Genomic DNA, 12743 nt, shown 5'->3' with positions numbered 1-12743 from the left:
ACGACACCGCCCCCGCCCCGGTCTATTGCGGCCCTACGTGGTAATGGCCCCACAACAGCCCAAAAAATTCCGGGGTATGCCCTGGCCCCCGTACAGCCCCGGGGCGCCCGCCTCGGCGGCCGCGCGGCAGAGCTACGGCAAGCTGGTCGCCTGGCTCGCGGCCCGCACGCGCGACGTGGCCGCCGCCGAGGACGCGCTGGCCGATGCCTTTGCCGCCGCCCTCGAGCGCTGGCCGCGAACCGGCGTGCCGGAAAAGCCGGAAGCCTGGCTGCTGGCGGTGGCGCGGCGGCGCCGCGTCGATGCGGTGCGGCGGCGGCTCACCAGCGAGGCCGGCCGCGAGCATCTCAAGCTGATTGCGCAGGAGGCGGAGGCACGCATGACCGAGGAAGATCTGCCCGACGATCGGCTGCGGCTGATGTTCGCTTGCGCCCATCCGGCGATCGAATCGAGCGTACGCTCGCCACTTATCCTGCAGACGGTGCTGGGGTTCGACGCCGCGACGATCGCCTCCGCCTTCCTGGTCTCGCCCGCAACCATGGGCCAGCGCCTGGTGCGGGCCAAGTCCCGCATCCGTGAAACCGGCATTCCGTTCCGCGTGCCGGAGCGGGCCGAACTCGGGGAACGGCTGGATGCGGTGCTGGAAGCGATCTACGCCGCCTTCGCCGAAGGCTGGACCGACCCGGCGGGCACCGAAACGCGGCGCCGCAACCTGGCGACCGAAGGCATCTGGCTCGGCCGGCTGGTGGCTTCGCTGTTGCCGGAGGAGCCGGAGGCACTGGGCCTCTTGTCGCTGATGCTGTTTGCTGAGTCCCGCCGCGCCGCACGGCGCAGTGCCGAAGGCGACTTCGTGCCGCTGGCGGAACAGGATTGCCTTCTATGGGACCGCGCCCTCATCGATGAGGCGGAGGCGCTGCTTTCCCACGCCGCGTCCAAGGGCGTCATCGGCCGTTACCAGCTTGAGGCGGCCGTGCAGTCCGCGCATGCGGCACGAAGGTTCACCGGCCGCACCGACTGGGTGGCGATCCAGGAACTCTACGACGCGCTGCTTTCGATCGCAGGATCGCCGGTGGTGGCGATAAACCGCGCGGTGGCGATCGCCGAGGCCGAGGGCGCAGTGGCCGGATTGGCGGCCCTTTACGTGCTGGGCGACGACAAGCGGCTTGACGAGTACCAGCCCTATTGGGCCGCACGCGCCGGTCTCCTGGCCAGGCTTGGTCAGGTACCGCAAGCCTGCGAAGCCTACGACCGGGCGATCGGCCTCGAGCGAGACCCGGCGGTGCGCCGGTTCCTGCAGGGAAAACGGGCGGTGCTCAGAAATTGAGCTTCAGCCCGGCCACATCTCGTGCGAGGTGTTGAGCGTCTTCATCAGCGGATGGTCGCGCAGCCGCGCCCACAGGCGTTCGATGTTCGGCCATGCCGTCCGCGCGCTGTCGATGTCGGGATGCCAGGCCACCAGCATGACCAGATAGATGTCGGCCAGCGACATCCGGTCACCGACCAGCCAGTCACGGCCCTCGAGCGCGGCATCGAGAACGGCAAAGCCGCGGTCCATCTCGGCCACGGCCGCCAGCTTGACCGCCTTGGTGCCTTCGGGATCGGCCGTGTAGCGGTATGCGTAGTAGAAACGCAGCACTGCCGAATAGAGAACAGACGACATAAAGGCCATCCAGCGCAGGAAATCCGCGCGGGCAGGCGCTTCTGCTCCCGGCGCCAAATTGGCGTCGGGGTGGCGCTCGGCAAGCACAATGCAGATCGCTGCCGATTCGGTCATCGAGCTTCCGTCCGGCAGGGTCAGCACCGGCACCTGGTTCAACGGACTGATGTCGAGGAAGGCGGGATCGGGCCGGTCGGTCTTCGGCACGTCGATCTGCTCAAATGGTACATTGGCCAGCGCCAGCGCCGCCTCCACCACGAAGCCGCCGCTGCCGGGACGGGTATAAAGCTTGTACATGAAATTCTCCCCCGGCCCGCGCAAAGCAGGCCGGGGGAAATATGAACCGGAAGCGGTGTGGCGCTCAAGCCGCCCATGGCGGCCACGGGCGTTTTTTCAGCGGGCCAGCTTGGTCACGAAGAAGCGTCGGATTACGATCCCAGCCCCTCGAACAGGATTGTCGACAGGTAACGCTCGGCGAAGGACGGGATGACCACCACAAGATTTTTGCCCTTGTTCTCCGGCCGCGAGCCGACGACGATGGCCGCCTGCAGGGCGGCGCCCGAAGAGATGCCGACCGGCACGCCTTCGAGGCGGGCGACGAGGCGGGCATTGGCGACCGAATCCTCGTTCGACACCTTGACGATCTCGTCATAGATCGTCGTGTCGAGGATTTTGGGCGCAAAGCCGGCGCCGATGCCCTGGATCTTGTGCGGGCCGGGCTGGCCGCCCGACAGAACCGGCGAGGAGTCCGGCTCGACGGCGACGACATGCACGGAGGGCTTGCGCTTCTTCAGCACCTGGCCGACGCCGGTGATGGTGCCGCCGGTGCCGATGCCGGCGACGAAGATATCGACCTCGCCATGCGTATCGTTCCAGATTTCCTCGGCCGTCGTCGTGCGGTGGATTTCCGGATTGGCCGGGTTCTCGAACTGCTGCGGGATGATCGCGTTGGGGATCGTCGCTGCCAGTTCGTCGGCCTTGGCGATGGCGCCCTTCATACCTTTCGGGCCTTCTGTCAGCACTAGCTCCGCGCCGAGCAGCGCCAGCATTTTCCGGCGCTCGATCGACATCGTTTCGGGCATCGTCAGGATCAGCTTGTAGCCCTTGGCGGCAGCGGCGAAGGCAAGCGCGATGCCGGTGTTGCCCGACGTCGGTTCGATCAGCGTGGTCTTGCCGGGAGAAATCTTGCCTGACGCCTCCAGCGCCTCGATCATCGCCACGCCGATGCGGTCCTTGACCGAGGCGATCGGATTGAAGAATTCGAGCTTGGCGATGAGATTGGCGACGATGCCCTTTTCCCGAGCGAACTTGTCGAGCCGCACCAGAGGCGTATCGCCGATCGTGTCGGTGATGGAATCGTAGACGCGGCCGCGGCCGGGCACGCGGGCTGATGTGGTGGGCTTGTTCATTGGTTTCGCTCCCAGAATTTCAGGCAAGTGGATTTGCGGGCAACATAGGACCTTCGACCGCGCAAGATAGACTGTCGATTGAAAATATCCGAGTGAGACCTGTGTCTAAAACAGTGCCGTCTCGGAAAAGCATTTCCCGCAAAGGCCTGTTTGCGAAATGCTTTGGCCGAAAGCCCGCTATTGGCGGGCGGCAATCGCTGCAGCGGCACCGACCATGAAGCCGGCAGCCGTACGGTTCAGCGCCTTGAGCGCGCGCGGCGACTTCAGGAACCAGCGCGCCTTGGCGGCCAGCGCCAGATACGGCACCAGCACCACCAGAAGCACGACGATCGTCAGCGCGACGAGAATGCCGTAGTCGGCCAGCGTGATGGTTTTCAGGTCGACGATGGTCGGCGTGATGGCGAGATAGAAGATCATCGTCTTCGGATTGCCGAGCGTGAGGGTCAGGCCGGCGGCAAAGCTCGACAGCAAGCCGCCCTTGCCTTTTCTGGCCTCGACGGTCTCGGGCGTGATGCCGCTGTTCCAGAAGCGCCAGCCGAGGAAGGCGAGATAGGCGACGCCGAGCCATTTGATAGCGAGGAAAACCATGCCGAAACTCTGGGCGACGAAGGCGAGGCCAAGCACCACGGCGGTCAGATAGGTGATGTCGCCAACCATCAGGCCAAAAGACATCGCCAGCGACGAGCGGAAGCCGGAGCCGAGCGCACGGGCGACCAGCGCGGTGATGCCGGGACCAGGAATCGCGGCGGCGATGCCGAGAGCGGCGCTGTAGGCGAGGAATCCGGTGAGGGTCATGGTTGCGGCCTTGCGCGACGCTGCTATCACGGCATCCTATCGCACAAAGTCCGGCGGGCGTGAATTCCCTGAAACTCGGATTCGATTGCACCACGCCTGTGCGAACTGCGCTCAGGAACGACCGTCGCCATGGGTGACACGCCAGATGGTGCCGTTGCCGTCCTCGGTGACGATCAGCGCGCCATCCAGGGCCACCGCCACGCCGACCGGCCGCCCCCAGACCTCACCGTTCGAGACGACGAAGCCGGTGATGAAATCCTCATATTCGCCGGTTGGCTTGCCGTCCTTGAACAGCAACCGCACCACCTTGTAGCCGGTCCGGTTGCCGCGGTTCCATGACCCGTGCAGAGCGACGAAAGCATCGCCCTTGTATTCGGCCGGAAAGCTCTTCCCATCGTAGAAGGCGATGTTGAGCGGCGCCGAATGCGCCTGCATCAGCACATCGGGAACGGTCGTTTTGCCGGCAAGATCGGGGCGCTCACCCTTGTGGCGCGGATCCTCATTGTCGCCGATATAATACCACGGCCAGCCATAGAAGGCGCCGTCCTTGACCACGGTCGCGTATTCGGGCGGCACATTGTCGCCAAGCGCATCCCGTTCGTTGACGACGCACCACAGCGCGCCGGTCGCCGGCTGCACGGTCATGCCCGAGCAGTTGCGCAGGCCGGTGGCAAAGATGCGGCCGCTCTTGCCATCGGGATCGAAGGCCAGCACATCGGCGCGGCCATCTTCGGATCCCCATGGCGCGCCGAGCGCCTGCGACGCCGCCCAGGCGTCGAGTCCGCCCTTCGGCTCCTGGCCCATGTCCTCGGCGACATTCGATCCCGAGCCGACCGACAGATAAAGCGTCTTGCCGTCCGGCGAAAAAGCGATGTCGCGGGTCCAGTGGTGATTGGCCGGGATGTTGTCGACGATGGTTTCTGGATCGCCGGAGGCCTTCAGGTCGCCATTGCGGTAGGCAAAACGCACGATGCTGTCGCTATTGGCGACATAGACCCATTGCGGGTCAGCGCCTGGCGGATAGAAGGCAATACCATAGGGCTGGTTGAGATTGCCGGCAAAGATGCCGTCCTGCGCAGGCTTCGCACTGCCTTCGGCCAGACGGTAGATGCGGACTTGGTTGGCCTCGCTGTCGGCGACGAACAGGTCGCCATTCGGCGCGACGCGCACGACGCGTGGATTGTCGATGCCCGATGCAACCAGCTCGGCCGAGAACCCCGGCGGCAGTTGCAGCTTCGCGTCTGCCGGCATGTCCGCAACGCCGGCGCTGTTCGAGGTCGACCGGGTGGCATAGGGCTTAGGCAGATCGTCCGGTCTGATCAGGCGGCGTGTGCCCGGCTTGTCCGCTCGCCAGTCGCCGAATGCGGCCGCGCCTTTGAGCACCGGATCGTCCGCCTGCTGGGCGAATGAAGCGGTCGAGAGAAACAGTGCGGCGGAAATTGCGGGGCCGGCAAAACGCATCATTCGGTCCTCCAATGTTTGGGCGTGAGAACAGGAACGAGCGGTCTCGTCGATCGTTCCACGGCACACGATGAGGTGGAGGAAGCTTCCGGTTTCCCGGCTCAGGTCCCGGCGGCGTAAAAATCGTCGTCGAGGCGTTTTTCCAACTCGACGAGGTCAGCCGGCAGCGGCAATCCCATGGCGCGCATTTCCTGCAGTTTTTCACGCAACTGCTCCTGGATCTCGTGCTGGTCTTCCGGCTGGTTGACCATCTCTTCCAGCAGCAGGCTGATCCGGGCCTTGAATTCTTCGAGCGCCATCATCGTCTCCTCGGTTGGATCAGCTCAGCGCAGCATGCGGGAAATCAGCTGCGCCGTATAGTCGACCATTGGGACGATGCGCGCGTAGTTCAGCCGGGTCGGGCCGATGACGCCGAGCGCGCCGACGACGCGGGCATCCTTGTCGCGATAGGGCGCGACAACCAGCGACGAGCCCGACAGCGAAAACAGCTTGTTTTCCGAGCCGATGAAGATGCGCACGCCCGATCCCTCTTCGGCGAGGTCAAGCAACTGGATAAGCCCGTCCTGCGTCTCCATGTCCTCGAACAAATGGCGCAGCAGTTCGATGTCGGCCTGGGCGGTGACGTTTTCGAGCAGATTGGCGCGCCCGCGCACGATGAGCCGTGCCGGCAGGCCACTGTCGGCGCCGGCCCACACCGCCAGCCCCTTCTCGACCAGGTCCTGCGACAGCGTGTCGAGCGCGGCCCTGGTCTCTTCCTTGATGCGGGCGATCTCGATCCGCGCCTCGGCAAGCGTTCGGCCGCGTATATGGGCGTTGAGGAAATTTGAGGCCTCGTGCAGTTGCGAGACGGTGATGCCGGCAGGCAGCTCGACGACGCGGTTCTCGACGTCGCCATTCTGCGACACCAGCACCGCCAGCGCCTTGGTCGGTTCGAGTTGGATGAATTCGATGTGCTTCAGCGCCACCTCGTTCTTGGCGGCCAGAACCAGGCCGGCGCCGCGCGACATGCCCGACAGCATCTGGCTGGCCTCGGTCAGCATGTGCTCCAGCGTCGCGCCCGAGCCGGACGCCCGAACCTGTGCCTCGATGGCGCGGCGCTCCTCGTCGGAAAGGTCGCCAAGCTCCATGAAGGCATCGACAAAGAAACGCAGGCCGGCCTGCGTCGGCAACCGGCCGGCCGAGATGTGCGGCGCGTAGATCAGGCCGAGATGCTCGAGATCGCTCATCACGTTGCGGATGGTCGCCGGCGACAGCGAGGACGGCAGGATACGCGACAGGCTGCGCGAGCCCACCGGTTCACCGTCCCTGAGGTAGGAATCGACAATGCGCCGGAAGATGTCGCGGGAACGCATATCGAGCGACTGAAGCGCGGGCGACTGCGAAGCGGGATCGACTGCCTTGGTCATACGGCCAAAAACCTCCGGCCCAACGATATAGACTTACACTGCACCCGCGCAACCCGGTGTCTTTGTGAGATCACCCGGTGTCTGTGTGAGATCACCCGGTGTCTGCGTCAGATCGTCAGGCCATTTTCCTTTGCGCCACGCGTCCCATGCGGTTACAAGCCGGCCAAGATTCCGAAAAATGACAAGAAAGCAGCCTGAATGCGCCCTTCCAAACGCCAATTCGACGAAATGCGTGCCATCTCCTTCGAGCGCGGCGTCTCCAAGCATGCCGAAGGCTCGTGCCTGGTGAAGTTCGGCGACACGCATGTCCTGTGCACGGCCAGCCTTGAGGAAAAAGTGCCTGGCTGGATGCGCAATTCCGGCAAGGGCTGGGTGACGGCCGAATACGGCATGCTGCCGCGCTCGACCGGCGAGCGCATGCGCCGCGAGGCTTCGGCCGGCAAGCAGGGCGGCCGCACGCTGGAAATCCAGCGGCTGATCGGCCGCTCCCTGCGCGCCGTGGTCGATTTGCAGGCGCTGGGCGAGCAGCAGATCACCGTCGACTGCGACGTCATCCAGGCCGATGGCGGCACCCGCACCGCATCGATCACCGGCGGCTGGGTGGCGCTGTATGACTGCCTGCGCTGGATGGAAGCGCGCCAGATGGCCAGCGTCGCCAAGGTGCTGAAGGACCATGTCGCTGCGATCTCCTGCGGCATCCATGACGGTCAGCCGGTTATCGACCTCGACTATATCGAGGATTCCGCGGCCGGCACCGACGCCAATTTCGTCATGACCGGCAAGGGTGGCATCGTCGAGATCCAAGGCACCGCCGAGGGCGAGCCTTTCTCCGAAGAGCAGTTCGCGGACTTGATGGGCCTGGCCAAGAAAGGCATCCAGCGGTTGGTGAGTTTGCAGCAGATGGCAGTGGCTTAGGATTAAATGCCGAGCTTGAACACCCCCCTCTGCCCTGCCGGGCATCTCCCCCGCAAGGGGGGAGATCGGATGTCGTTTCGGGCTTCGCTAATCTCTAACGTTGCAAAGGGCGCGGCGATGCGGAGGCTGCCAATCTCCCCCCTTGCGGGGGAGATGCCCGGCAGGGCAGAGGGGGGTGCCTCGTGATGCCCTCTGCCATCCTTGAATCAGCTCTCTACGTCAGCGACCTGACCGCAGCGGAAACCTTCTACACCGACATCCTCGGCCTCCCCCTCCTCGGCAAGGTGGCCGGCCGGCATCTCTTCTTCCGCTGCGGCCCCGGCGTGCTGCTCGTCTTCAACGCCGAGGCGACCAAAATCCCGCCGGCGTCCGACGCCAGGCTGCCGGTGCCGCCGCACGGCACGGTCGGGGAAGGCCATCTCTGCTTTGCGGCGACCGCCGACGAAATCGTGCGCTGGAAAGCGCATCTCGAGGCGAAGCACATCGCTATCGAGAGCGAATTCGAATGGCCGCAGGGCGGCCGTTCGATCTATATACGCGACCCCTCGGGCAATTCGATCGAATTCGCCGAGCCACGAATCTGGGGCCTTTGATGCATTCTCTCGACGGAAAGAAGATCGTCGTCGCTAGCCATAATGACGGCAAGCTGCGCGAATTCGCCGAGCTGATGGGGCCGTTCGGCTTCGAAGCCAAGTCGGCCAAGGAGTATGGCCTGCCGGAGCCTGACGAGACCGGCACCACCTTCGAGGAGAACGCCTACATCAAGGCGCTCGCCGCCGCCAAGGCGACCGGCCTGCCGGCGCTGTCGGACGATTCCGGCCTGTGCGTCGACGCGCTCGACGGCGCGCCCGGCGTCTACACCGCCAACTGGGCCGAAACCCCGGATGGATCGCGCGATTTCGGCATGGCCATGCAGCGCACCGAAGTGGCGTTGCAGGAAGTCGGCGCGGCCTTGCCGCAACAGCGCAAGGGACGCTTCGTCGCCGTCATCTGCCTGGCGTTTCCCGACGGCGAGGCGGAATATTATCGCGGCGAGGCCGAAGGCACGCTGGTCTGGCCGCCGCGCGGCGAACTCGGCTTCGGCTACGACCCGGTCTTCCTCCCCGACGGCTTCGACAAGACTTTTGGTGAGATGACGGCCGAGGAAAAGCACGGCTGGAAGCCCGGCCAGCCGACGGCGCTGTCGCATCGCGCTCGCGCCTTCCAGAAGTTCGCCAAGGCGAGATTGGGCTCGGCATGAGCATGCTGCTCGACCGGACGCCCGGTTTCGGCGTCTATGTCCACTGGCCGTTCTGCGCGGCCAAATGCCCCTATTGCGACTTCAACAGCCATGTCCGCCACCAGCCGGTCGACCAGGAGCGCTTTGCCAGCGCCTTCGAGGCCGAGCTGGCGACGATGCGCGAACGCACCGGGCCGCGCGAGGTGACCAGCATTTTTCTCGGCGGCGGCACGCCGTCGCTGATGAAGCCGGAAACGGTGGCCAGGGTTCTGGACGCCGTGGCGAAGAACTGGACTGTGCCTGACGGCATCGAGGTGACGCTGGAGGCCAATCCGTCCTCGGTCGAGGCCGAACGCTTTCGCGGCTACCGGGCAGCCGGCGTCAACCGCGTGTCGCTCGGCGTGCAGGCGCTGGATGACAAGGATTTGCGCTTCCTCGGGCGGCTGCACAATGTCGAGGAAGCGCTGCACGCCATCGGCCTCGCGCGGGAAATATTCCCAAGGCTGTCCTTCGACCTGATCTATGCCCGGCCCGGCCAGACGCCGGAGGCTTGGGCATCGGAGCTGGAACAGGCGATCGGCCATGCCGCCGACCATCTGTCGCTTTACCAGCTGACCATCGAGGAAGGCACGCCCTTCCACGCCCTGCACGCGGCAAAGAAATTCATCATTCCCGACAATGACCACGCCGCTGACCTCTATGCGCTGACGCAGGAGATTACATCGGCGCATGGTTTGCCGGCTTACGAGATCTCCAACCACGCAAGGCCGGGCGCCGAGAGCCGGCACAACCTCACCTATTGGCGCTATGGCGAATATGTCGGCGTCGGGCCGGGCGCGCATGGCCGCTTCGTCGAAAATGGTCGCCGCACGGTGACGATCGCCGAGCGGATGCCGGAAACCTGGGCCAATCTGGTCGAGGCCAAGGGCCATGGCGTCACCGGCGGCGAAATCCTGACGCGTTCGGAAGAGGCCGACGAATTCCTGCTGATGGGCCTGCGGCTCGCCGAAGGCATCGACCTCTCCCGCTACGAAGCGTTCTCCGGACGCGGCCTGTCGAGCTCGCGGCTGTCGATGCTGCAGGGAGAGGGGCTGGTGGCGCCGATCGGCAATTCGCGCCTGCGCGCCACGCCGGCCGGTATGATCGTGCTCGACGCCGTGGTCGCCGATCTGGCGCGCTAACCCTTTGAAGAACGTCCTCTTTGTCTGCAGCCAGAATCGCTTGCGCAGCCCCACCGCCGAACAGGTGTTTTCAACGCGCCGGGATATCGAGGTGGCCTCGGCGGGGACAAACCACGATGCGGACACGCCGCTGACGCATGAACTCGTCGCCCGAGCCGATATTATCTTTGTCATGGAAAAGGCGCACCGCACCAAGCTGCAGAAAAAATTCAAGGCCAGCCTGAAGAAGGCCCGTGTGATCTGCCTCGATATACCTGATAACTATGAATTCATGGACCTGGAGCTGATTGGCCTTCTGAAGGCACGCGTTTCACGGTATCTCGGTTAAGACGCCATCCGCAAAGGCCACCGGCATGAACCTGACCGTATCCTCCTGGCAATTCTGGGCATTGCTGTCGGCTGCCTTCGCGGCCTTGACGGCGATCTTCGCCAAAGTCGGCATCGAGAACATCAATTCCGATTTCGCCACCTTCATCCGCACGGTCATCATACTGATCGTGCTCGGTGCGATCCTGCTTGCCAGCGGCCAATTCCAGTCGCCGGCCACGATCTCGGGAAAGACTTGGGCTTTTCTCGGCCTGTCCGGTCTGGCCACCGGCGCGTCATGGCTCTGCTACTTCCGCGCGCTCAAGATCGGCAATGCGGCGCAGGTGGCGCCGATCGACAAGCTAAGCGTCGTGCTTGTGGCGGTGTTTGGCGCGGCCTTTCTCGGCGAGCGGTTGTCCGGAGCGAATTGGCTTGGCGTCGCCCTTATCGCGGCGGGCGCGGTGCTGGTCGCCTATCGAGGCTAGTTGCGCGCCGTTGCGGGCATTCTTTGTTTCAAGACGGGTGATGAAGATGTCGAAGCGATTGGGCATCGTCCGGTCAGTGCTCCGTCGTGCTGTCTGGTTTGTTGCTGTCGGGATGCCTGCCCTTCGTCGGCGAGGTGCTCGCGGTCCGCTCTTTGGTCAGGCTGTTCTCGGTCTTGGCAGGCAGGCGCTTGGCCGTGGGCGCGGCACCGCGCTTGCGGCCGGCATAGTAAGGCTCGAAAGCGTCCTGTATCTTCAGGCTGTCCATCCTGTCCTCCTCCGGAATCAGGGGGCTAATCTGCCAACGCCGGTTTGGTTCCCCACTGTGGCAAAGGAAAGGCGAATTCCTTACATCGGCGTCAGCTTTTGCAAGCCCGCGTCAGCCGTGCCAAACAGGGCTGAATGGAGAAGTCATCGGTGACCGCAGAGACGAGCAAGCGCAGCTATGTGGTCGGGCAGACCGAGATCGCGGCACGGCCATTGGAGCCGGCGCTCTATCTGGTGGCGACGCCGATCGGCAATCTCGCCGACATCACGCTGCGCGCGCTGGAGACGCTGGCCGCGGCCGACATCGTCGCCTGCGAAGACACGCGGGTGTCGCGCGTGCTGCTCGAGCGCTACGGCATTCGCCGCCGCACCACGGCCTATCATGAACACAATGCCGGCGAGGCCGGGCCGAAGCTGATATCGGCACTTCAGGCCGGGCAGAGCGTGGCGCTGATCTCCGATGCCGGCACGCCGCTGGTATCCGATCCCGGCTACCGGCTGGTCGGCGAGGCGCTCGACCACGGCATTCGCGTCGTGCCGATCCCCGGCCCGTCGGCGCCGCTTGCGGCACTGACGGCATCCGGCCTGCCCTCCGATGCCTTCCTGTTCGCCGGCTTCCTGCCGGTCAAATCAGGGCAGCGGCTGACACGGCTGGAAGCACTGAAGGCCGTGCCGGCGACATTGATTTTCTTTGAATCGCCGCGCCGGCTGGCTGACTCCCTGGCTGCCATGGTCGAAGCGCTCGGCGGCGAGCGCAAGGCCGCTATCGGCAGGGAATTGACCAAGACCTTCGAAGAGATGCGAACCGGCACGCTGCAGGCGCTGGCCGACCACTATGCTGCGGCCGATACGCCGAAAGGCGAAATCGTCGTCTGCGTCGGTCCGGCCGAGGCCAGGGTCGACGAGCCTGAAGACATCGACCGTCTGCTTCTGTCGCTTGCCGCCGAAATGCCCGCTTCCAAGGCGGCCGCGGAAGCCGCGAAGATGACCGGCGGCCAGAAACAGGCCCTCTATCGGCGGCTGCTTGACCTCAGGGAGACTTCTGGAGAAAGCGACAGTGGCTGAGCGCCCAAGCGTCAGCCGCCAAAAGGCCTATCGACGCGGTCATCGCGGCGAATGGCTGGCGGCGGCAGCACTGATGATGAAGGGCTACAGAATCCTTGCGCGCCGCCACCGCACACGCTTCGGCGAGATCGACCTGATCGCGCGGCGCGGCGATCTGGTGCTGTTCGTCGAGGTCAAGGCGCGCCGCACGCTGATGGAAGCCATGGAGGCGATCGGTCACGAATCGGAGCGTCGCATAGAAGGCGCGGCTGACATCTGGCTGTCACGCCAAGCGGACTACGGCAGATTGTCGATGCGCTTCGACATGGTCGCGGTGCTGCCCTGGCGCTGGCCGGTGCATGTCGAGAACGCGTTTTATGGGAGGAGTTAGAGGGGGCAGCCCTCCTTCATTCGTCATCCACGGGCGGAGCAGGAGCGAAGCTCCGTCGCGGAGACCCGAGGATCCATGCCGCGACCTCTAAGCGCCTCTACGGTGCAGGAATTGGGAGACTTTTCGCCGGATTTGGCGAGCTTGGCGATGGCTATTCTCGATCGCCGAACCCTCCGATCGACGTCACGGCATGGATCCTCGGGTCTGCGCTGC

16 protein-coding genes are annotated in these 12743 nt (G+C 64.7%); 9 read left to right on the top strand and 7 right to left on the bottom strand.

Translation table 11 applies throughout. From position 1 onward, the window contains the following. Positions 1 to 76 precede the first annotated feature (76 nt). Positions 77 to 1321, top strand: coding sequence for an RNA polymerase sigma factor (locus NKJ11_RS12635; protein WP_352793434.1), 1245 nt, complete (start codon positions 77 to 79; stop codon positions 1319 to 1321). Positions 1322 to 1324: 3 nt separating this feature from the next. On the opposite strand, the gene NKJ11_RS12630 is transcribed toward NKJ11_RS12635, so the two are convergent. The 6 genes from NKJ11_RS12630 to hrcA form a co-directional block, all read right to left on the bottom strand. Further along, the gene (locus NKJ11_RS12630) at positions 1325 to 1951 is read right to left on the bottom strand and encodes a glutathione S-transferase family protein (RefSeq protein WP_352613477.1); all 627 of its coding nucleotides are present in this window, start codon (positions 1949 to 1951) and stop codon (positions 1325 to 1327) included. A gap of 131 nt (positions 1952 to 2082) precedes the next feature. Beyond that, complete coding sequence (gene cysK, locus NKJ11_RS12625) at positions 2083 to 3063, bottom strand: cysteine synthase A (RefSeq protein WP_352613479.1); 981 nt, start codon at positions 3061 to 3063, stop codon at positions 2083 to 2085. A 177-nt stretch (positions 3064 to 3240) separates the two neighbouring features. After that, positions 3241 to 3858 (bottom strand): LysE family translocator, encoded by a 618-nt coding sequence (locus NKJ11_RS12620; protein ID WP_352613481.1) that lies wholly within the window; start codon positions 3856 to 3858, stop codon positions 3241 to 3243. Between the two features lie 111 nt (positions 3859 to 3969). Then, the gene (locus tag NKJ11_RS12615; RefSeq protein WP_352613483.1) at positions 3970 to 5322 is read right to left on the bottom strand and encodes a PQQ-dependent sugar dehydrogenase; all 1353 of its coding nucleotides are present in this window, start codon (positions 5320 to 5322) and stop codon (positions 3970 to 3972) included. Positions 5323 to 5420: 98 nt separating this feature from the next. Then, positions 5421 to 5618: a hypothetical protein gene (locus tag NKJ11_RS12610; protein ID WP_023814156.1), complete on the bottom strand. Its 198-nt coding sequence runs from the start codon at positions 5616 to 5618 to the stop codon at positions 5421 to 5423. 24 nt (positions 5619 to 5642) lie between these two features. After that, positions 5643 to 6725, bottom strand: a complete 1083-nt coding sequence (gene hrcA, locus NKJ11_RS12605; RefSeq protein WP_027040272.1) for a heat-inducible transcriptional repressor HrcA — start codon at positions 6723 to 6725, stop codon at positions 5643 to 5645. Positions 6726 to 6923: 198 nt separating this feature from the next. Here hrcA and rph point away from each other — a divergent pair, with 198 nt between their 5' ends. The 6 genes from rph to NKJ11_RS12575 all read left to right on the top strand — a co-directional run bounded on the left by rph (position 6924) and on the right by NKJ11_RS12575 (position 10831). Next, positions 6924 to 7640, top strand: coding sequence for a ribonuclease PH (gene rph / locus NKJ11_RS12600; RefSeq protein ID WP_013528632.1), 717 nt, complete (start codon positions 6924 to 6926; stop codon positions 7638 to 7640). A gap of 182 nt (positions 7641 to 7822) precedes the next feature. Beyond that, positions 7823 to 8233, top strand: coding sequence for a VOC family protein (locus NKJ11_RS12595; protein WP_352628867.1), 411 nt, complete (start codon positions 7823 to 7825; stop codon positions 8231 to 8233). Then, positions 8233 to 8880: an RdgB/HAM1 family non-canonical purine NTP pyrophosphatase gene (gene rdgB, locus NKJ11_RS12590; protein WP_352628869.1), complete on the top strand. Its 648-nt coding sequence runs from the start codon at positions 8233 to 8235 to the stop codon at positions 8878 to 8880. Before NKJ11_RS12595 ends, rdgB begins: the two co-directional genes overlap by 1 nt. Continuing rightward, the gene (gene hemW / locus NKJ11_RS12585; protein WP_352628871.1) at positions 8877 to 10040 is read left to right on the top strand and encodes a radical SAM family heme chaperone HemW; all 1164 of its coding nucleotides are present in this window, start codon (positions 8877 to 8879) and stop codon (positions 10038 to 10040) included. The genes rdgB and hemW overlap by 4 nt, the downstream gene beginning before the upstream one ends. 4 nt (positions 10041 to 10044) lie before the next feature. Beyond that, positions 10045 to 10368 carry a low molecular weight protein tyrosine phosphatase family protein gene (locus tag NKJ11_RS12580; RefSeq protein ID WP_352628873.1) on the top strand — a complete coding sequence of 108 codons (324 nt, stop codon included), beginning with the start codon at positions 10045 to 10047 and terminating at the stop codon, positions 10366 to 10368. Between the two features lie 25 nt (positions 10369 to 10393). Next, complete coding sequence (locus NKJ11_RS12575) at positions 10394 to 10831, top strand: EamA family transporter (RefSeq protein WP_127297006.1); 438 nt, start codon at positions 10394 to 10396, stop codon at positions 10829 to 10831. Positions 10832 to 10904: 73 nt separating this feature from the next. On the opposite strand, the gene NKJ11_RS12570 is transcribed toward NKJ11_RS12575, so the two are convergent. Then, the gene (locus NKJ11_RS12570; protein ID WP_352628875.1) at positions 10905 to 11096 is read right to left on the bottom strand and encodes a hypothetical protein; all 192 of its coding nucleotides are present in this window, start codon (positions 11094 to 11096) and stop codon (positions 10905 to 10907) included. A 134-nt stretch (positions 11097 to 11230) separates the two neighbouring features. On the opposite strand from NKJ11_RS12570, the gene rsmI reads away from it, so the two are divergent. Both rsmI and NKJ11_RS12560 read left to right on the top strand, forming a co-directional pair. Further along, positions 11231 to 12160, top strand: coding sequence for a 16S rRNA (cytidine(1402)-2'-O)-methyltransferase (rsmI, locus tag NKJ11_RS12565; RefSeq protein ID WP_352628877.1), 930 nt, complete (start codon positions 11231 to 11233; stop codon positions 12158 to 12160). Beyond that, positions 12153 to 12530, top strand: a complete 378-nt coding sequence (locus NKJ11_RS12560; protein ID WP_127269758.1) for a YraN family protein — start codon at positions 12153 to 12155, stop codon at positions 12528 to 12530. Before rsmI ends, NKJ11_RS12560 begins: the two co-directional genes overlap by 8 nt. The last annotated feature ends 213 nt before the right edge of the window (positions 12531 to 12743 follow it).

The organism is Mesorhizobium sp. M0243 (assembly GCF_040321775.1).
Taxonomy (GTDB): Bacteria; Pseudomonadota; Alphaproteobacteria; order Rhizobiales; family Rhizobiaceae; genus Mesorhizobium.
The sequence above is the reverse complement of the archived record's forward strand: the minus strand, read 5'-3'. Positions and strand labels throughout refer to the sequence as shown.

Coding starts and splice junctions, on each gene's coding strand:
- NKJ11_RS12635 (WP_352793434.1), top strand. CDS start 77: ATGCCCTGGCCCCCGTACAGCCCCGGGGCGCCCGCCTCGGCGGCCGCG.
- NKJ11_RS12630 (WP_352613477.1), bottom strand. CDS start 1,951: ATGTACAAGCTTTATACCCGTCCCGGCAGCGGCGGCTTCGTGGTGGAG.
- cysK (WP_352613479.1), bottom strand. CDS start 3,063: ATGAACAAGCCCACCACATCAGCCCGCGTGCCCGGCCGCGGCCGCGTC.
- NKJ11_RS12620 (WP_352613481.1), bottom strand. CDS start 3,858: ATGACCCTCACCGGATTCCTCGCCTACAGCGCCGCTCTCGGCATCGCC.
- NKJ11_RS12615 (WP_352613483.1), bottom strand. CDS start 5,322: ATGATGCGTTTTGCCGGCCCCGCAATTTCCGCCGCACTGTTTCTCTCG.
- NKJ11_RS12610 (WP_023814156.1), bottom strand. CDS start 5,618: ATGGCGCTCGAAGAATTCAAGGCCCGGATCAGCCTGCTGCTGGAAGAG.
- hrcA (WP_027040272.1), bottom strand. CDS start 6,725: ATGACCAAGGCAGTCGATCCCGCTTCGCAGTCGCCCGCGCTTCAGTCG.
- rph (WP_013528632.1), top strand. CDS start 6,924: ATGCGCCCTTCCAAACGCCAATTCGACGAAATGCGTGCCATCTCCTTC.
- rdgB (WP_352628869.1), top strand. CDS start 8,233: ATGCATTCTCTCGACGGAAAGAAGATCGTCGTCGCTAGCCATAATGAC.
- hemW (WP_352628871.1), top strand. CDS start 8,877: ATGAGCATGCTGCTCGACCGGACGCCCGGTTTCGGCGTCTATGTCCAC.
- NKJ11_RS12575 (WP_127297006.1), top strand. CDS start 10,394: ATGAACCTGACCGTATCCTCCTGGCAATTCTGGGCATTGCTGTCGGCT.
- NKJ11_RS12570 (WP_352628875.1), bottom strand. CDS start 11,096: ATGGACAGCCTGAAGATACAGGACGCTTTCGAGCCTTACTATGCCGGC.
- rsmI (WP_352628877.1), top strand. CDS start 11,231: ATGGAGAAGTCATCGGTGACCGCAGAGACGAGCAAGCGCAGCTATGTG.